This is a genomic window from Pseudoxanthomonas sp. Root65, assembly GCF_001427635.1.
In the GTDB taxonomy this organism is placed as follows: Bacteria; Pseudomonadota; Gammaproteobacteria; order Xanthomonadales; family Xanthomonadaceae; genus Pseudoxanthomonas_A.
Genome location: NZ_LMHA01000001.1, coordinates 771,011 through 789,510, shown reverse-complemented (window position 1 = coordinate 789,510; position 18,500 = coordinate 771,011). Strand labels below are relative to the sequence as shown.

The following is an 18,500-nucleotide window of genomic DNA, read 5'->3' as shown; positions in this document are numbered from 1 at the left end:
AGTTCGCAACATCCGGGTGGAAAACGTGTCCTGTCACGTTCCTTGGCCCTCAAGGACTCACATTTGTAGCCGACACCCCCGATGACGGCGTCATTTCGACCCGTCCATCGTGAATGGGGTCGCGCGTGGTCAAGTACCGATCAGCCGACATGCGTCGCAGGGGCATGCGGGTGCTCCTTGCGGTGGGAATGTCGGTGGTGGCATGCATCTTTCCGAATCTTCCGCTGAGGGCGGAGACGGTGATGCAGGGAACTTTGCAGTTGCAGTGGGCGGATCCGCCGCGGGCGTTGCCGGGCCGCGTGCAGGCGCCACCGCAGCTGGATGCGTGGCTGGACATGGGCCCCGGGCGGCGGGTCGCGCTGGACGTGACGCAGGCAAAGCGCGCAGCCGGTGACCTTTACGCATTGGCCAATCGGCGCGTCGCGGTGTCGTACGCGATGCGCGCCGACATCGCCGCGTCATCCAAGGTCATGTCGGCGGCCAGCGCGCTGCCGTCGATCAGCGCCATCGTGCCGACCGATCGCCTGCCCCAGCGCGCGCTGGCGATGGGGGCTGATGGCCGCGTCATGGCCTCCGCACCGGTGCTGGGCGCGACGCGCTGGATCACGCTGATGTGCAAGTTCGCCGACATCACCGCCGAGCAGAAGCCGCGCAGTTTCTTCCAGGAACAGTACGGCAATGCGCCGGGCCAGTTGGGCCACTACTGGTCCGAGGTGTCCTACGGCCAGATCAATCTTGCCGGCAGTTCCGCGCATGGCTGGTACACGCTGCCGAAGCCGCGCGCGGCCTACCTGGCCGATGTCAACGGCAAGCAGAAGGCGCAGCTGTCGGAGCTGTTCGCCGACTGCGCCAACGCGGCGGATCCCGAGGTCGACTTCGCCGGCATCCAGGGCGTCAACCTGATGTTCAACGGCGAACTGGATGGCAATGCCTGGGGTGGCGGTGCCTGCACCACCCTCGATGGTGCCTACGTGTGCACGCGCGTGACCTGGAGCCCGCCGTGGTCGTTCGCCAATCTCGCCCCGCTGGCGCATGAAATGGGGCATGGCTACGGACTGCCGCATTCCAACAACTCCGATGGCGATGGCGACACCTACGACAATCCGTGGGACGTGATGAGCGATGCCTGGCGCAACGCCACCAGCGACGCCGCCTACGGGCTGTTGCCCAAGCATCCGAACATGTACCAGCGCGAACGCCTGGGGTGGTTGCCCGCGTCGCGCAAGCGCGTGATCGACGCCGGCAACCGCGAGACGCACGAGTTCGTGCTGGATGCGGGCAGCGTGCTGAAGACGTCCAATACGCAGCTGGTGGTGCTGGCGCTGCCGTCGCAGCCCGATCCCTACAAGACGGTGATCTATACACTGGAGGCGCGCCGTCGCACCGGCACCTACGAGTCCAAGCTGGCCGGCGATGCGGTGATCATCCACAAGCTGGAAGACTACGGCATTGCTTACAGCGTCGATCGCGATACGCCGGCGGCCACGCTGTCGAGCAACGAAGGTTCGATGCTGAAGGTCGGCGGGCGCTGGAACACGCCCGACGAACTGCACTGGGTGGACGTCGTGTTGGCCACGGAACAGGGCTTCGTGGTGCGGGTCGGGCCGCGGCCGCGCTCCATGAGTTCGCCCGCGCCAGCGCTGGTGCGTCCGGCGAGTGTCGCGGCCTCCTCGTCGCCAGGCGTGCGTCCGGCGGCGCCGACGCCCTCGGTTCCTCCGGCGCCCGTGATCCGCTCGGCAGCCAACCTGCATCGCCGCGCCTGTGGTGCATTGCCCGCGTTGCTGCGGCGGGCACCGCTGTGTGCCCTGCTGGAACGTTGATCGCGCCATATTCTTGGCGCGCAGGGCGCCGCATCTGCGCACCGCGTCGCACTCGGGTGTGACAGCGACGGAAATTCAGGACACGACTGCATTCGTATTCGTCACGCTGGAGTGCGCAGCGCGACGCACGTGAACGACGACCTGCGTTCCAGAACGCGAAACTGCCCGTCGCAAACGCACATCCGCTTGCCGCATTCGGCGTCGCGAGGCGATGTCGGAAGTAGTCGCGCAACAACGCGCGTTTTCGGAGAGAGGAATGTACCCGGGCCGATCGATTCGCGCCGTACGCGCGAACATGTCGCGTGTCGTCGCGTGCCTGTTGTTGATGGCCACGCCGGCGATGGAGGCGCGCGCGGACGAGATCGTGCAGGGTGTATTGCAGTTGCGGTGGGGCGACGCGCCGCCGGCGGCACGCGGCACGCCGCGCGCGGCGCATTTCGAAGCATGGCTCGATGCCGGACCGGACCGTCGCTACCGGCTCGATGCGGCGCAGGCACGCCGCGCTGCCGGTGATCTGTATGCGCTGGCCAATCGCCGCGTGGCGGTGGCGTACCGTGCGCCGGCACGGGTGAAGGCAGGGGTGAAGGCAGGGGCTGCGGCCACGGTGCCGGTGCAGTCGGCACCGGAGATCAGCGCGATCGTCGCGGCCGACCTTGCGCCGGCCAGGACGATGGCGCGCGGCGATGTGGTGGGTGCGCGCACCGTGACGCCGCTGACGGGCAGCACGCGCTGGGTCACGGTGATGTGCAAGTTCGCCGACGTGCCGACCGAACAGAAATCCCGCGCGTTCTTCCAGGCGCAGTACGGCGATGCGCCGGGACAGCTGGGCCACTACTGGTCCGACGTCTCCTACGGCCGCATCGACCTGGCCGGCAGCACGGCGCATGGCTGGTACACGCTGCCGCGCACGCGGGCCTCGTACCTGTCGGTGGTGAACGGCCGCACCAAGGCCGACCTGTCGCAGCTGTTCGCCGACTGCACCGCACTGGCCGATGCCGACGTGGATTTCCGCGGCGCGCAGGGCATCAACCTGATGTTCAACACCGAGCTCGATGGCAGCGCATGGGGCGGCGGTGCCTGCGGCACCCTGGACGGCAGCTACCAGTGCACGCGCGCGACCTGGAATCCGCCGTGGGCGTTCAGCAACCTCGCACCGCTGGCGCACGAGATGGGGCATGGCTATGGCCTGCCGCATTCGGACAACACCGACGGCGATGGCGACACCTACGACAATCCTTGGGACCTGATGAGCGATGCATGGCGCAACGCCGTCAGCGACGCCACGCATGGCCTGCTGCCCAAGCAGCTGAACATGGCGCAGCGCGACCGGCTGGGATGGGTGGGCGCGGCCAACAAGCAGATCATTGCCGCCGACAACGCGAGCACCCACGACGTGATGCTGGCCTGGGCCGGTGGCGCGGCCACGGACGCGACGCAGATGCTGGTGCTGTCGCTGTCGACGCAGCCCGATCCGTACCGCACCGTGGTTTACGTGCTCGAAGCGCGCCGCCGCCATGGCAGCTATGACGGCAAGCTGGCCGGCGATGCGGTGATCCTGCATGTGCTGGAGGACTACGGGATCGCCCGCAGCATCGACACCGACACGCCGGTGGCGGACCTGTCCAGCAACGAAGGCTCGATGCTGCGCGCCGGCGAGACCTGGCGGACGCCGGACGAGCGGCACTGGGTGGAGGTGGTGTCGATGACGGCCAGCGGTTTTCTGGTGCGCGTGGGGCCGCGCCCACGCGCGATGAGTACGCCGTCGCAGGTGCTGGTCCGGTCGAACGTGTCGGCTGCGCAGGCGGCCACGCCGTCGGTGAGGACGCCGGTCCCGCCGGCAGCGCCGAAGTCCGTGCGGCAGGCACGCGCACGGACCTGCGAGGTGCTGCCGCGCGTGCTGCGCCTGCCCACCCTGTGCGCGGTGCTGGCGCGTTGAGGCATGGGCCATGTCCCTCCGTGCGCCCGCGAGACGCTGCGCGCCTTCGGCCCTCCGCCTGGCGGGGATGCTGCTGGTGCTGGCGTCCCTGCCTGCGGGCGGTGCGGCGCAGCAGATCGTGCAGGGCGTACTGCAGTTGCAGTGGGGGGATGCACGGCCGGTAGCGGCGGGCGAGCGGCCGGCGCCGCGTTTCGAGGCCTGGCTCGACGTCGGCTCGGGCATCCGCCTGCCGCTGGATACGGCGCAGTCGCGGCGCGCGGCCGGTGACCTGCACGCACTCGCCCATCGCCGGGTGGCGGTGTCGTATGCGACGGGCCTCCACGGCGGGCTGATCGACGCCATCGTGCCGGTGGACGCGCCGTTCCCGCGCGACGCCGTCCGGCATGTCAGCGGCCGCGTGCTCGCGGCCGCAGCGGTGCAGGGCAGCACACGCTGGGTCACGCTGATGTGCCGGTTCGCCGATGTGGTGGCCGAGCCGAAGCCGCACGCCTTCTTCCAGCAGCAGTACGGGGCCGAGCCCGGGCAGCTCGGGCATTACTGGTCGGAAGCATCGTATGGCCGGATCGACTTGGCCGGCAGCACCGCCCATGGCTGGTACGCGCTGCCACGCGTGCGTGCCGCCTACGTCACCACGGTCAACGGCGTGGCCCGGGTCGATCTGAACGCGCTGTTCGCCGAGTGCACCGCGCGGGCCGACGCCGAGGTCGATTTCAACGGCGTGCAGGGCATCAACCTGATGTTCAACGCGGAACTCGATGGCCGCGCCTGGGGCGGCGGTGCTTGTGCCGACCTGGATGGCGTCTACCGTTGCATGCGCACCACCTGGAGCCCGCCCTGGGCCTTCGCCAGCCTGGCGGGACTGGCGCACGAGATGGGGCATGGCTACGGATTGCCGCACTCGGACAACACCGACGGCGACGCCGACACCCACGACAATCCCTGGGACGTGATGAGCGACGCGTGGCGACATGCGACCCACGACCCCGTGTACGGCCTGCTGCCCAAGCACCCGAGCATGGTCCAGCGCGACCGACTCGGTTGGGTGTCGCCCGCGCGCAAGCGCGTGCTGCCGATGGACAACCAGCAGGTGCACGAGATCCACCTGGATGCGGCCGGCCTGCACAATGCCGACGGCGTACAGATGATCGTGCTGGAAGGCGTCCCCCAGCCCGATCCCTACCGCACGGTCGTCCATGTCGTCGAGGCACGTCGACGCGGTGGCCACTACGAAGCCGCGCTCGCCGGCGACGCGGTGATCATCCACGGGCTGCAGGATTACGGCATCGCCCGCAGCGTCGATGCGGACGTGCCCGCGGCGGACCTGGCGGCTAACGAAGGCTCGATGTTCAAGCCGGGCGAGGCGTGGAGTACGCCCGATGGCCGGCATCACCTGCAGGTGCTGTCGGCCACCAGTACGGGCTTCATCGTGCGCATCGGGCCGCGTCCGCGCCTGATGAGTGCCCCGATGCCGGCGCGCGAACGGTCCGTCCTGCCGGCGTCGGCGCCCGCCACGCCCTCATCCACGCAACGCTTGCGCCTGCCGATGCCCGCGCTTCCGCCGCGCATCTGCAGTGCGGAGAAAGGCGTCGCGCGGCCGCGCCCATGCTTGCGGCAGGCGCGCTGAGCGGCGGGACGGGACCGGCTGGCCGGGGAGTGCGATAATCCGGCCATGAGCGAATCCCCCTACGAACGCGGCACCACCCATTTCGGCTTCCGCGATGTCGCCGCCAAGGACAAGCAGAAGCTGGTCGGCGAGGTCTTCACCTCGGTCGCCGGCAAGTACGATCTGATGAACGACCTGATGAGCCTGGGCATCCACCGGGTCTGGAAGCGCTACTTCGTCAGCACCTGCCAGGTGAAGCGCGGCGACCGCGTGCTGGACTTGGCCGGCGGCACCGGCGATATCGCCGCGTTGCTGAAGGAGCGCGTGGGCGAGACGGGCCAGATCGTGCTGGGCGACATCAACGCCGGCATGCTGTCGGTCGGCCGCGACCGCATGACCGACCGCGGCGTGGTGCAGGGCCTGGAATACGTGCAGTGCAACGCCGAGGCGCTGCCGTTCCCCGATGCGAGCTTCGACCTGGTGACCATCGCCTTCGGGTTGCGCAATGTCACCGACAAGGAAGCCGCGCTGCGCGAGATGCATCGCGTGCTGAAGGTCGGCGGCCAGGCGCGGGTGCTGGAGTTCTCGGAGGTGACCGTGGACTGGTTCAAGCCGGTCTACGACTTCCACTCGTTCAAGGTCCTGCCGAAGCTGGGCCAGCTGTTCGCGCAGGACGCCGGCAGCTACCAGTACCTGGCCGAGAGCATCCGCCAGCATCCGCCGCAGGCCGAACTGCAGGGGATGATGGACGCAGCCGGCTTCGCCCGGACCAGTTTCAAGAACCTGTCCGCCGGCATCGTGGCCATCCATACCGGCTACAAGGTCTGAACCGGGCGGCCGCGCCCCGGCGCGGTAAACTGGGCCCTTCCCCTGTAGCGCTGGAAGTCCCCTGATGCGTTCTCTGGCTTTGCTGTTGTCCTGTGCCGCCGTACTGGCGGCCGGTTGTTCCAAGGAACCCGAACCCGCCCCCGTGGCCGCCACCCCCAAGCCTGCCGTCCAGGCGCCCGTCGACCGCGACGAACATTCCTATGCCGAGCCGCAGAAGGTCGCCATCGACGACCTGGCGCTGGACATCGCCGTCGACTTCGACGCGAAGACCATCGGCGGCACCGCGACCTACACGCTGGACTGGAAGGACAAGACCGCCACCCAGCTGGTGCTGGATACGCGCGACCTGACCATCGCCAAGGTGGAGGGCGAGGCCAACGGCGCCTGGGCGCCGCTGCAGTACGCCCTCGCGCCGAAAGACGCGGTGCTGGGCAGCAAGCTGACCATCGAGACCCCGGCGCGCAACGCCAAGGTCAAGGTCACCTACACCAGCTCGCCCGAGGCCTCCGGCCTGCAGTGGCTGACGCCGGAAATGACCGAAGGCAAGCAGCTGCCCTTCATGTTCAGCCAGTCGCAGCAGATCCACGCGCGCAGCTGGGTGCCGCTGCAGGACACGCCGCAGGTGCGCTACACCTACAGCGCGCACGTGACCTCGCGTCCGGACGTGATGGTGCTGATGAGCGCCGACAACGATCCGGCCGCCGCGCGCGACGGCGACTACACGTTCAAGATGCCGCAGAAGATCCCCTCGTACCTGATGGCGATCGCCGCGGGCGACCTGGTGTTCAAGCCGATCTCCGCGCGCAGCGGCGTGTGGGCCGAGCCGGCGATGGTCGACAAGGCCACCAAGGAATTCGAAGACACCGAGAAGATGATCGTCGCCACCGAGCAGCTGTACGGCCCCTACCGTTGGGACCGCTACGACATGCTGGTGCTGCCGCCGTCGTTCCCGTACGGCGGCATGGAGAACCCGCGCCTGAGCTTCATCACGCCCACGGTGATCGTCGGCGACAAGACGCTGGTCTCGCTGATCGCGCATGAGCTGGCGCACAGCTGGTCGGGCAACCTGGTGACGTTCTCCAGCGCCAAGCACGGCTGGTTGAACGAGGGCTTCACCAGCTACGTGGAGAACCGCATCGTCGAGGCGCTGTACGGCAAGGAGCAGGCGAGCATGGAGTATGCGATCGCCCGCAACAGCCTGAAGAAGGAGATCGGCAGCATGCCGGAGGCGACCCAGTCGCTGGCGGTCAAGCCGGGCACGCAGCTGGACGCCGACGATGCGTTGAGTGCGGTGTCGTACGACAAGGGCGCGTGGTTCCTGCAGTTCCTGGAAGAGCGCTTCGGCCGGCAGGAGTTCGACGCCTTCCTGCGCGGCTACTTCGACCACTTCGCCTTCCAGAGCATCACCACCGAACAGTTCCTCGACTACGCCAAGAAGCACCTGTTCGACAAGCATCCCAACCTGGTCAGCGACGCCGAGGTCCAGGCCTGGGTCTACGGTGCGGGCATCCCCGCCAACGCGCCGCAGGTGCAGTCGCGCGGCTTCTCCAATACCGACACCGCGCGCATTGCCTGGCAGGGCAGCGGCCAGCTGCCGAACAAGCAGCTGACCGATGCGTGGGTGACCCAGCAGTGGGTGCATTTCCTCGAAGGCATGGGCGACACGCTGACCGTCGAGCAGCTGAAGCAGCTCGACGAGGCCTACCGCTTCACCGGCACCGCCAATGGCGAGATCGCGATGCGCTGGTATCCGCTGGCGATCCGCAGCGGATATGTCGATGCGCAACCGGAAATCGCGAAGTTCATCGAGCGCGTCGGCCGCCGCAAGCTGATCATGCCGATCTACGAGGAACTGGTGAAGACGCCGGAAGGTCTGGCGCTGGCGAAGGAGAGCTTCGAACGCGCCAAGCCGGGCTACCACCCGATCACCACCGGCTCGGTCGAAGCCGTGCTGGCGAAGGCGCCGGCGGCGCCGTAAGGCATGGCCGTTCGCCTGACCCGCACACGGACGGTCGCCCTGGTGGCGGCCGTTCTTGTTTGCGCGGGGGTGGCGGTCGGGATCTGGCGCGATCCGATGGCGCCGCTGCGCAACGGCTTTGCGCTGCAGGGTTGGTGGATCGGCCTGTCGGAACGGCACGTCGTGGTGGGCGACCATCGCTGGGTCTACGACGAAAGCGAGTCGGCTGATCCCGCTGCACCGACCGTCGTGATGGTGCACGGCTTCACCGGCGGCAAGGAAAACTGGTATCCGCTGGCCGAACGGTTGCGCGGCCGCTACCGGCTGGTGATCCCCGACCTGCCGGGCTGGGGCGAAAGCCAGCGCATCGCGGGTGGGGACTACGGCTTCAAGGCGCAGGCCGCGCGGCTGGCGGATTTCCTGCGCGCGGTCCGGCGCGATCGCAGTCCGGTCGTACTGCTGGGGCATTCGATGGGCGGCGGGATCGTCGCGCTCACGGCGGCGGAGCATCCGGACCTGGTCGCGCGCGTGGCCCTGGTCGATGCGGCGGGCGTGCGGTTCGCCGACAACGCCTTCGGCCTGGAGGTGCTGGCCGGCCGCAATCCGTTCGGCGTGTACGACGCCGCATCGCTGCAGCGCTATCTCGACATCGTTTTCCATGACCGCGCCGCGCAGCCCGCGATTCCCTGGCCGGCATCGAAAGCGGTGATCGACTGGCGCATCGCGCAGGCGCCGTTCGAGCAGCATGTGCTGGACCGTATCGGCCGCAGCGAGGAGCGCTTTCTGCCCGGCGAGCGGGCCGCGGCGATCCGCCAGCCGGCGCTGCTGCTGTGGTGCCGGCAGGACCGTGTGATCGATCCCAGCGCGATGGCGCTCTACGCGCAGAAGATGCCGCAGGCGCTGCAGGTTTCACTGGACGGCTGCGGCCATATGTCCATCATGGAAAAACCCGACGACGTGGCGGCTGCGGTCGCCCTGTTGATCCAGCAAGGAAAACCCCGATGACGATGAAGAACGCAACGCATTCCTTCGGACTGGCGCTGGCGTGCGCGCTGGCCGTGTCCGCCTGCGGCGACCGCGAAGCCGAACGCGCCGCCGCCGCCGCGGCGCAGGCCGCCGCCATCGAGCAGCAGGCCGATGAGCTGGCGAAGAAGTACGACAGCGCGGTGGCCTCCAACGACTGGGACATGGCGCGCATCCATGGCATCGCCCTGGTGGACCAGTACCCGCAGAGCACGGCCGCGACGCGCATCGGTCCGTCGCTGGACGAGGTGAAAGGCAAGGCCGAGACCGCTCGCGAGCAGCGGCGGATGGAAGCGCTGTGGGCCTATGCGCAGGTGCCGGCCGACGGCGGTACGCAACGCTCGGCGATGATCTACAGCAAGGAACCGGTGGACGTGGACGGCAGCGGCGCCAAGCCGGTGCAGTTGGTCTTCCGCGACCATCCAAAGTGGAAGCGCAGCAGCTACCTGGTGCTGCAGGCCAGCGACTTCGCCAAGGCCTGCTACAGCCGCTGCCAGGTGACTCTGGTGGCCGACGGCACCGCACCGAAGCGCATGTCGGCCAACCGCCCGGACACGGACGAAGCCACCGCGATGTTCATCGACGACGAAAAGGCCCTGTGGCGGCTGGTCCGCAAGACGAAGGTGCTGGAAGTCGAGTTCCTGGTGAAGGACGGCAGCCCCCGCACGGCCGTGTTCGAGGTCGGCGGGCTGGACGGCAGCCAGATGCCGGGATGGGACTGACGCCCGGATCGGTCGCCACTGCGCTGCCGGCGCTGGCGGACCTGCGGCACTGGGTGTTCGACCTGGACGGCACGCTGACGGTGCCGGTGCACGACTTCGCGCTGATCCGGCGCGCGCTGGACATCCCGACGGACGCCGACATCCTGGGCCACCTCGCTGCGTTGCCGGCGGACGAGGCGCGGCAGAAGCACGACTGGCTGATGCGGCACGAACGGACACTGGCCGAAGCCGCCACGCCAGCGGTGGGTGCCGTGGCACTGGTGCGCGCACTGCACGGGCGCGGATGTCGGCTGGGCATTCTCACCCGCAATGCACGCGTACTGGCGACAGTGGCGCTGGCCGCCATCGGTCTGGGAGACGTGTTCGACCACGCCGACATCATCGGGCGCGACGAGGCGGCGCCCAAGCCGGCACCGGACGGTCTGCATTACCTCGCGGGTCGCTGGAACGTGTCGCCGGCGCAGATGGTGATGGTCGGCGACTACCGCTTCGACATCGAATGCGGCCACGCCGCCGGCACGCACACTCTGCGGGTCAACGGCCACGATGATGCCTGGTCCGCACAGGCCACGTGGTGCCTGGCCGACTGCGCGGCGGTCCTGGCCGAGCTCGATGCCGCGTCTGCGCCGCGCAGTCGACGCGACCGTGTGGACTGAGGCTTGCGGTGGGCATCGGGCAACCCGATGCGCTGCGGGCGTGAAGCGGTTGCCCGCTACGCGACCACCCGGTTCCGTCCCATCGCCTTGGCGCGATAGAGCGCCACGTCCGCCTGGCTGAGCAGCTTCTCCAGCGCATCCGCGTGCATCGATGCGGGTGATGCCGCCACGCCCACGCTGACGGTGATGTCGAGCGTGCGGCCATCGTCGAGCGTGATCGGCTCGCTGGCCAGGTGGCGCAGCCGCTCGGCGACGCGCATCGCCGCGTCGGCGTCCAGCCCGGGCAACAGCACCGCGAACTCCTCGCCGCCGAACCGTCCGAACAGCCCGTCCTCGCGCAGGTGCTCGCGCATGCGGGTGGCGAACGTCACCAGCACGGCATCGCCGGCGGCATGGCCATGCCGGTCGTTGACCGACTTGAAGTGGTCGATGTCGAGCATCATCGCGACCACCGTGCCGCCCGTGCGTTGCGCATGCTCGGCCAGTTCGCGACCGCGGCGCAGGAAGGCACTGCGGTTCAGCGTGCCGGTCAGGGCGTCGTGGTCGGCGGCGTGGTTGAGCGTGGCCAGCAGGCGGTTGCGCGCCGCATTGACGCTGGCCACGGTCAGCGGCGCCACCGCCAGCAGTGCCATGCCCATGCGCAGCGAGATCACCGGCAGCGGGCCGTTGGCCTGCAGCTGCAGGTCGATCACGCCGGTGGCGATCGCCATCAGCGTCCAGACGCACAGCAGCAGGGTGACCAGGGCGGTGGTGAACAGGCGGTAGGCCAGTGCGCACCACAGCAGCGCGGGGACCGGGAAGGCGATGGCGCCCGGTCCGCCGATCGCCACGCCCAGCAGGATCGTCAGCAGCAGCGCCAGCAGCGGCATCACGGTCAGCGGGCGTCGCCGCACCCGCACCAGGCGTTCGCGCAGCGCATGCCTCAGCGTGGCCGGCGCCGGCGCCAGCAACACCACCGGCAGGATGGCGACGTAGCAGACCAGTTCGGCCGAGAACCAGAAGCCGCTGGTGGCCAGGAAGCCGAGCTTCATCGACGAGGTCAGGCTGCCCGCCAGTCCGGCCGCCAGCGCCGCCGCGGCGGACACCGCCAGCACCGACAGCATCGACAGCGGATGCTGCAGCTGCCGGTCCTCGTGGCGCACGCGGCGGAACACCAGGAAGCCCGCCGCCACGCCGGCCAGATTGGCGGTGGTCAGCCGCAGCGTGGTGAGCAGCGAGCTGCCGGTCAGCAGGTCGGCCGCGACATAGCCCAGCGCGGCGGCGGCCCAGCCGGCCGGCGAGGCGAGGGCCGGGTGCCGGGCGAACAGGCCCAGCAGCAGCGCATTGGTGGGCCAGAACGCGGCCAACTGGTGCTCGGGCCGGGTCAGGATGCCCAGTCCACTGGCGGCGAAGACGACGGTCACGACCAGCAGGGCCTGCAAGGCGAGCTGGCGGAGCGTCACAACGGCGGAGGCAGGGGCCGGGATGTCCTGCGAAGAAGGTTGCCGATGCTGCGCGACCATGCTGCTCCTGCCCGTTGCCGACTGCGCGGGCCAGCGCGCCCCAGGCCGCTCTCCCGGCCCTAACCTTACGTCACAAAGAGGCCCGCGTGGCGATCATCGCGTGGCGGCCGGAAGAGGCGCACCCCGGCAGATTGAGTCACATTTATTGGCGCCTCGCCGGAGGTGCGTGAGCGGGGCGCATGCCGACGTCGCAGCACGCGCCGAAAAGAAGCAGGGGCGCGCCTGATGCACGCGCGCCGTCGCCACGGCAGGCGGTGCCGCCGCTCCGCAGGCTTCCTTCGTTACAGCGCGTAACCGAACTGCTGCTTGAACTGTTCGTTGAATTCGTCGAAATCGAAGCGCTGGTTCTGCGTGCCCGGATGCTCGACCTTCAGCGCGCCCATCAGGTTGCCCATGCGGCCGATGGTCAGCCAGTCGTAGCCCTTCTCGATGCCGTAGATCAGGCCGGCGCGGAAGGCGTCGCCGCAGCCGGTCGGATCGGTCACGCGGCGCTCGTGCGCCGGCGGGATGTCGTAGGTCTTGTCGGGCGTGTGGATCTGCGAGCCGTGCGGGCCGCGCGTGGTGATGTAGGCCTTCACCCGCTTGACGATGTCGGCCTCGCTCCAGCCGGTGCGCTCCTGCAGCAGGTTGGACTCGTAATCGTTGACGGTCACGTAGTCGGTCAGTTCGATGAAGTGGCGCAGTTCCTCGCCGTTGAACAGCGGCATGGCCTGGCCGGGATCGAAGATGAAGGGGATGCCGGCCGCGGCGAACTCGGCCGCGTTCTGGATCATGCCCTCGCGCCCGTCCGGGCTGACGATGCCGAAGCTCACGCCCGGCACGTCCTTCACGTGGTTCTCGTAGCTGCGCATCATCGCGCCCGGATGGAACGCGGTGATCTGGTTGTTGTCGTGGTCGGTGGTGATGAAGGCCTGCGGGGTGAACAGTTCGTCGATCACCTTGACCTGCGACAGGTTGATGCCCTGCTCGACGAAATGCTCGCGGTACGGGCCGAAGTCCTGGCCCACCGTCGCCATCGGGATCGGATCGCCGCCCAGCAGCTTGAGGTTGTAGGCGATGTTGCCGGCGCAGCCGCCGAACTCGCGGCGCATGCGCGGCACCAGGAACGACACGTTCAGGATGTGCACCTTGTCCGGCAGGATGTGGTTCTTGAACTGGTCCGGGAACACCATGATGGTGTCGTAGGCAAGGGAACCACAGATCAGTGCGGACATCGGCAGGCTCGGCTGGAAGCGGGTGCGGCCGTCCCGGGCCGCAGGAAAAGCGGGACGTGCGCCCCATTCCCGGCGCGCCGGTGCGAAGGTTACCGGCTGGGACCGGTGCCGACCAGCCTTGGTCCGGCGATGCCGGCGGCGGGAGCGCCCGGGGCATGCATGCGGACGCATGCCGCGAAGCGCGGTTTTCCCCGGGGATTCACGAGATTTTTCCTTGCCCGCACCATGCCGGATTGTTAGGCTAGCTGACTTCTTTTTTGCCCAAAAAATCGCCACGTCAAGGCGATCCGCCCCCAGCAGGAACCCGTCCCCCGATGTTCAAGAAGCTCCGCGGCATGTTCTCCAATGACCTGTCCATCGATCTGGGCACGGCCAATACCCTGATCTACGTGCGCGGGCAGGGGATCGTGCTGAACGAGCCTTCGGTCGTGGCGGTGCGCCAGGACCGTGCCATCGGCGGCTCGCGTTCGGTCGCGGCGGTCGGCGCGGAGGCCAAGCAGATGCTGGGCCGCACGCCGGGCCACATCACCACCATCCGCCCGATGAAGGACGGCGTGATCGCCGACTTCACCTACACCGAGGCGATGCTGAAGTACTTCATCAAGAAGGTGCACAAGTCGCGTTTCCTGCGCCCCAGCCCGCGCGTGCTGGTGTGCGTGCCGGCCGGCAGCACCCAGGTGGAGCGCCGCGCCATCAAGGAGTCGGCCGAAGAAGCCGGCGCCCGCGACGTCTACCTGATCGAGGAGCCGATGGCCGCGGCGATCGGCGCCGGCATGCCGGTGACCGAGGCGCGCGGTTCGATGGTCATCGACATCGGCGGCGGCACCACCGAGGTGGCGGTGATCTCGCTGAACGGCATCGTCTACTCGCAGTCGGTCCGCATCGGCGGCGACCGCTTCGACGAGTTCATCACCAACTACGTGCGCCGCAACCACGGCATGCTGATCGGCGAGGCGACCGCCGAGCGCATCAAGCTGGAGATCGGCTGCGCCTACCCGCAGGCCGAGGTGCAGGAGATGGAGATCTCCGGCCGCAACCTGGCCGAGGGCGTGCCGAAGATGATCAAGATCAACTCCAACGAGGTGCTGGAAGCCCTGCACGAGCCGCTGTCCGGCATCGTCAGCGCGGTCAAGCTGGCACTGGAGCAGACCCCGCCGGAACTGTGCGCCGACGTCGCCGAGCGCGGCATCGTGCTGACCGGCGGCGGCGCCCTGCTGCGCGACCTGGACCGTCTGATCAGCGAGGAGACCGGCCTGCACGTGCAGGTCGCCGACGACCCGCTGACCTGCGTGGCCCGCGGCGGCGGCCGCGCGCTGGAACTGGTCGACATGCACGGCAACGAGTTCTTCGCGCCGGAATGAGGAAGGCAGGAACGAGTGGCGAGGAGTGAGAAGTGAGTGGAAGCTACTCACCCGCCCTGGCCTGCGCTGCACTCCTCACTTCTCACTCCTCGTTTCTCTCCCCTCGTCCCTAGCCCGTGCCCTCCTACGCCGGCCCGCCCGTCGCCTCCCGTCCCGGTGAAGTCGCCAGCACGCTGCGGCTGCTGGGCTATCTGGCGCTGACCATCGCCCTGGTGGTCATGGACCATCGCGGCGGCTGGCTGTCGCAGCTCCGCTCGCAGGTCAACGTGGTCGCGCAGCCGCTGTGGTGGGTCGCGGGCCTGCCGGGGCGCGTGACCACGCGGGTGCAGGACGATGCCGCCACCCGCACCGGGCTGATCGAAGAGAACGGGCGCCTGCGCAACGACCTGCTGGTGGCCAATGCCCGGCTGGCCCGCTTGCGTACCGCCGCCACCGACAACGCGCAGCTGCGTGCCCTGCTGGGCGTGAAGACCTCGCGCGGGTTGGACGTGCAGCTGGCCCCGATCCTCGACATCGACCTGGCGCCCGGCCGCCAGCGGCTGGTGCTGGACGCCGGCAGCCGCGCCGGGGCGATGGTGGGCCAGTCGGTCATCGACGCCGGCGGGCTGATGGGCCAGATCATCGACACCACGCCCGCCCATGCCACCGTGCTGCTGCTCACCGACCCGGACCACGCGGTACCGGTGGTGGTCGCGCGCAACGGCGTGCGCCTGATCGTCTACGGCCGCGGCCGCAGCGACCTGCTGGAACTGGCCGACGTGCCGCTCAACAGCGGTATCGAGGTCGGCGACGTGCTGGTGACGTCGGGACTGGGGGGCCGCTTCCCGGCGGGGTTCCCGGTCGGCACGATTTCCGCCCTGCGTCCGGACGACAGCCACGCCTTCCTGGTGGGCGACGTCACCCCGGCCGCGCGCCTGGACCGCGGCCGCCATGTGCTGCTGCTGAAGTCCGCGCCGCCGCAGCCGTTGCCGGCACCGGATCCGTCGCGGTTTTTGCCGGAGGCGGCGTCGCCAGCGGCACCCGCGGCCGATCCGGTGGAAGCCGGACCGTCCGCGCCCGCGACCCAGAGCCCCTCTCCCGCCGGGACAGGGGTTGGGGTGAGGGCCAACGAAGGCGGCACCGGTGCGGCCGCGCAGAATGCATCCGTGCCCGCGACTACCTCCGCGCAAGCCGCGCGCACTGCGAACGTCCCGACCCTCACCCCAACCCCTGTCCCGGCGGGAGAGGGGCTCAACGGCCGCGCGCCCGCAACCGGCGAGGGACTCAACCGCGGCACTCCGCCTTCGCCCCGCCCGACAGCGCAGGAGCCGCAGCGATGAGCCGCGCCCGCACCGGCTGGTTGCTGCCGTTGAGCATCATCGTGGCCCTGCTGCTGGGCCTGCTGCCGTTGCCTGACGTGCTGCAGCCACTGCGTCCGTACTGGCTGGCGCTGATCGTCGCGTACTGGGTGATCGAGGCGCCGGACAGCGCCGGCCTCGGTTTCGCCGTCATCATCGGCCTGGTCGCCGACCTGATGTTCGGCACGCTGCTGGGCGAACAGGCGCTGCGCCTGCTGATCATGGCCTTCATCCTGCAGCGCTTCCGGGCGCGGCTGCGCTTCTTCCCGATGTCGCAGCAGGCGCTGGCGATCGGCGGCCTGCTGCTCAACGACCGCATCGTCACCACCGTCGTGCACCTGACGCTGGGCGAACCGACGCTGCCCTGGCAGTACTGGTGGGCGCCGCTACTGGGCATGCTGTTCTGGCCGCCGCTGTTCGTGTTGATGGACGCCCTGCGGCTCGGTCGCCGCAGGCGGGGCTGAGCGATGATCGGGGCCCGCCGGCGCGGCAAGAACCCGCATGCCGAAGCCGACCAGTTCCGCCGCCGCGCGGTCACCGGCTTCGTGGTGGTGGCGCTGTGCCTGCTGGGCCTGGGCGCCTGGTACTTCAAGCTGCAGGTGATCGAGCACGCCGACTACGCCACGCGTTCGGAAGCGAACCGTATCCGCCCGCGACCGGTCGTGCCCGGGCGCGGCACCATCTACGACCGCAACGGCCTGCTGCTGGCGGAGAACGTGCCCGCGTTCCGGCTGGACGTGACGCCGGACAAGGTCAAGGAGCCGGCCAAGCTGATCGCCGACCTGGCGAAGATCATCGCGCTCTCGCCCGAGGACATCGAACGCTTCGAGGCCACGCGCAAGGCCACGCGCGGTTTCCGTCCGATCACGCTGAAGCTGCGCGTGGGCGAGGAGGAAATGGCGCGCTTCGCGGTCGACCGCTGGCGCTATCCCGGCGTGGAACTGGTGCCGTACCTGACCCGCCGCTATCCCTACGGCGAGCTGTTCGCGCATGTGGTGGGGTACGTCGGCCGCGTGGACGAGAAGGACCTGGAAACGCTGGGCGAGATCAACTCGGCGCTGACCCACATCGGTAAGACCGGCCTGGAGCGTTATTACGACGAACAGCTGCGCGGCAAGATCGGCTACGAGAAGGTCGAGACCAACGTGGAAGGCCGCGCGCTGCGCGTGGTCGGGCGGGTGCCGGCGCAGGCGGGCACCGACCTGCGCCTGAGCGTGGACGCGAAGCTGCAGCAGGCCATCGTCGATTCGTTCGGTGAACTGGAAGGGGCGGCCATTGCCGTCGATCCGCGCACCGGCGAGATCCTGGCGATGGTCAGCCTGCCGAGCTACGACCCCAACCTGTTCGTCAACGGCATCTCCAGCACGGATTTCAAACGGCTCAACGACAATCCCTCGCGACCGCAGTTCAACCGCCTGGTGCTGGGCGGCGTGGCGCCGGGGTCGACGCTCAAGCCGTTGATCGCCCTGGCCGGCCTGGACAGCGGCAAGCGCAAGCCGGAGGACACGGTGGTGTCCACCGGCATGTTCTACCTGCCCGGCACCAGTCGCGGCTGGGGCGATGCCAGCCGCCGCGGCCATGGCGTCACCGACCTGCGCAAGTCGATCTCGCAGTCGGTCAACACGTATTACTACCGGCTGGCGCTGGACCTGGGCATCGCGCAGTTCGACGACTACATGGAGCACTACGGCTTCGGCCAGCCCACCGGTATCGACCTGCGCGGCGAGATCGGCGGCATCCTGCCGTCGCCGCAGGCCAAGCTGAAGGCGCGCAAGGAGCGGTGGTATCCCGGCGACACGGTCAACGTCGCCATCGGCCAGGGCGACTGGAAGGTCACACCGCTGCAACTGGTGCGCGCCACCGCCGGCATCGCCAATGGGCAGATGCGGCGGCCGCACCTGGTGCGGGAGACGCGCGTCGGCTTCGACCGGCCGTGGGAGCCTACGCCGCAGCCTGCGCCCATCGCGATCAGTCCGAACCCGGCGAACGTGGAAGTGGTGCGGCTCGGCATGCAGGACACCATGCAGCCCGGCGGCACCGGTTGGCGCGTCGCGCAGGGAGCGTCCTACCTGATGGCCGGCAAGACCGGCACCGCGCAGGTGATCAGCCGCCGCGGCACGGCCGCCGTGGATCCGCGCAGCCTGCCGATGCACCTGCGCCATCGCTCGTTGTTCGTCGGCTTCGCGCCGGCAGACAACCCGACCATCGCCATCGCCATCGCGGTGGAAGGCGGCGGCTACGGCGGCAGCACCGCCGGCCCGATGGCGCGCAAGATCTTCGATGCGTATCTGCTGGGGAAGATGCCCGAGAAGGAGGGCGAGGCGGCGGCGCCCGCCACACCGCCGGCAACGGCACCCATGCAGCCGACGAATCCGAACCCTAACCCGAATCCAAGCCAGGTTCCGGGCCCCTCTCGCTCGGGCGGGGCGCCCGCTCAAAGCCCCTCTCCCATGGGGAGAGGGGTTGGGGTGAGGGTCGGCGAGGAGGGGATGGGCGGAGATGCTCATGGCGTGGCCGCGCTCGTACCTTTGCGCTCGAAGA

General features: G+C 69.1%; 13 protein-coding genes and 1 pseudogene. 12 read left to right on the top strand and 2 right to left on the bottom strand.

What is annotated here, in order from left to right:
* Positions 1-242: 242 nt before the first annotated feature.
* The 8 genes from ASD77_RS03525 to ASD77_RS03490 all read left to right on the top strand — a co-directional run bounded on the left by ASD77_RS03525 (position 243) and on the right by ASD77_RS03490 (position 10,545).
* The gene (locus tag ASD77_RS03525) at positions 243-1,820 is read left to right on the top strand and encodes a hypothetical protein (RefSeq protein ID WP_156383451.1); all 1,578 of its coding nucleotides are present in this window, start codon (positions 243-245) and stop codon (positions 1,818-1,820) included.
* A gap of 295 nt (positions 1,821-2,115) precedes the next feature.
* Positions 2,116-3,756, top strand: coding sequence for a hypothetical protein (locus ASD77_RS03520; protein WP_055937374.1), 1,641 nt, complete (start codon positions 2,116-2,118; stop codon positions 3,754-3,756).
* Between the two features lie 10 nt (positions 3,757-3,766).
* The gene (locus ASD77_RS03515) at positions 3,767-5,380 is read left to right on the top strand and encodes a hypothetical protein (RefSeq protein WP_156383450.1); all 1,614 of its coding nucleotides are present in this window, start codon (positions 3,767-3,769) and stop codon (positions 5,378-5,380) included.
* Between the two features lie 45 nt (positions 5,381-5,425).
* Positions 5,426-6,187 (top strand): bifunctional demethylmenaquinone methyltransferase/2-methoxy-6-polyprenyl-1,4-benzoquinol methylase UbiE, encoded by a 762-nt coding sequence (gene ubiE, locus ASD77_RS03510; RefSeq protein ID WP_055937368.1) that lies wholly within the window; start codon positions 5,426-5,428, stop codon positions 6,185-6,187.
* A gap of 64 nt (positions 6,188-6,251) precedes the next feature.
* A complete protein-coding gene (locus tag ASD77_RS03505) occupies positions 6,252-8,165 on the top strand; it encodes a M1 family metallopeptidase (RefSeq protein WP_055937366.1) in 1,914 nt (637 codons plus the stop codon).
* A gap of 3 nt (positions 8,166-8,168) precedes the next feature.
* Entirely contained in the window at positions 8,169-9,149 is a 981-nt protein-coding gene (locus ASD77_RS03500; RefSeq protein WP_055937362.1) for an alpha/beta hydrolase, read from the top strand.
* A gap of 2 nt (positions 9,150-9,151) precedes the next feature.
* On the top strand, positions 9,152-9,889 hold the full coding sequence (locus tag ASD77_RS03495; protein WP_055937359.1) for a hypothetical protein: 738 nt from the start codon (positions 9,152-9,154) through the stop codon (positions 9,887-9,889).
* Entirely contained in the window at positions 9,880-10,545 is a 666-nt protein-coding gene (locus ASD77_RS03490; RefSeq protein WP_055937356.1) for an HAD family hydrolase, read from the top strand. The genes ASD77_RS03495 and ASD77_RS03490 overlap by 10 nt, the downstream gene beginning before the upstream one ends.
* 56 nt (positions 10,546-10,601) lie before the next feature.
* Here ASD77_RS03490 and ASD77_RS03485 read toward each other — a convergent pair whose 3' ends face one another.
* Both ASD77_RS03485 and ASD77_RS03480 read right to left on the bottom strand, forming a co-directional pair.
* Positions 10,602-12,047, bottom strand: coding sequence for a GGDEF domain-containing protein (locus ASD77_RS03485; protein ID WP_156383449.1), 1,446 nt, complete (start codon positions 12,045-12,047; stop codon positions 10,602-10,604).
* A 281-nt stretch (positions 12,048-12,328) separates the two neighbouring features.
* On the bottom strand, positions 12,329-13,261 hold the full coding sequence (locus ASD77_RS03480; protein WP_055937353.1) for a carbohydrate kinase family protein: 933 nt from the start codon (positions 13,259-13,261) through the stop codon (positions 12,329-12,331).
* 314 nt (positions 13,262-13,575) lie between these two features.
* Here ASD77_RS03480 and ASD77_RS03475 point away from each other — a divergent pair, with 314 nt between their 5' ends.
* The 4 genes and pseudogenes from ASD77_RS03475 to mrdA form a co-directional block, all read left to right on the top strand.
* Positions 13,576-14,622, top strand: a complete 1,047-nt coding sequence (locus tag ASD77_RS03475) for a rod shape-determining protein (RefSeq protein ID WP_055937350.1) — start codon at positions 13,576-13,578, stop codon at positions 14,620-14,622.
* Between the two features lie 116 nt (positions 14,623-14,738).
* Positions 14,739-15,941, top strand: a complete 1,203-nt coding sequence (gene mreC, locus ASD77_RS03470; RefSeq protein WP_055937347.1) for a rod shape-determining protein MreC — start codon at positions 14,739-14,741, stop codon at positions 15,939-15,941.
* Positions 15,938-16,423, top strand: coding sequence for a rod shape-determining protein MreD (gene mreD, locus ASD77_RS03465; RefSeq protein WP_055937344.1), 486 nt, complete (start codon positions 15,938-15,940; stop codon positions 16,421-16,423). Before mreC ends, mreD begins: the two co-directional genes overlap by 4 nt.
* A 3-nt stretch (positions 16,424-16,426) precedes the next feature.
* Positions 16,427-18,265 (top strand): annotated as a pseudogene (mrdA, locus tag ASD77_RS03460) (penicillin-binding protein 2); the annotation flags it as partial.
* Positions 18,266-18,500: the final 235 nt, after the last annotated feature.

Excerpts from the sequence above, each read along its gene's own strand:
- ASD77_RS03490 (WP_055937356.1), top strand. The coding sequence starts at position 9,880 with ATGGGACTGACGCCCGGATCGGTCGCCACTGCGCTGCCGGCGCTGGCG.
- ASD77_RS03525 (WP_156383451.1), top strand. The coding sequence starts at position 243 with ATGCAGGGAACTTTGCAGTTGCAGTGGGCGGATCCGCCGCGGGCGTTG.
- ASD77_RS03495 (WP_055937359.1), top strand. The coding sequence starts at position 9,152 with ATGAAGAACGCAACGCATTCCTTCGGACTGGCGCTGGCGTGCGCGCTG.
- ASD77_RS03485 (WP_156383449.1), bottom strand. The coding sequence starts at position 12,047 with ATGGTCGCGCAGCATCGGCAACCTTCTTCGCAGGACATCCCGGCCCCT.
- ASD77_RS03505 (WP_055937366.1), top strand. The coding sequence starts at position 6,252 with ATGCGTTCTCTGGCTTTGCTGTTGTCCTGTGCCGCCGTACTGGCGGCC.
- ubiE (WP_055937368.1), top strand. The coding sequence starts at position 5,426 with ATGAGCGAATCCCCCTACGAACGCGGCACCACCCATTTCGGCTTCCGC.
- ASD77_RS03480 (WP_055937353.1), bottom strand. The coding sequence starts at position 13,261 with ATGTCCGCACTGATCTGTGGTTCCCTTGCCTACGACACCATCATGGTG.
- ASD77_RS03475 (WP_055937350.1), top strand. The coding sequence starts at position 13,576 with ATGTTCAAGAAGCTCCGCGGCATGTTCTCCAATGACCTGTCCATCGAT.
- ASD77_RS03520 (WP_055937374.1), top strand. The coding sequence starts at position 2,116 with ATGTCGCGTGTCGTCGCGTGCCTGTTGTTGATGGCCACGCCGGCGATG.
- mreD (WP_055937344.1), top strand. The coding sequence starts at position 15,938 with ATGAGCCGCGCCCGCACCGGCTGGTTGCTGCCGTTGAGCATCATCGTG.
- ASD77_RS03500 (WP_055937362.1), top strand. The coding sequence starts at position 8,169 with ATGGCCGTTCGCCTGACCCGCACACGGACGGTCGCCCTGGTGGCGGCC.
- ASD77_RS03515 (WP_156383450.1), top strand. The coding sequence starts at position 3,767 with ATGTCCCTCCGTGCGCCCGCGAGACGCTGCGCGCCTTCGGCCCTCCGC.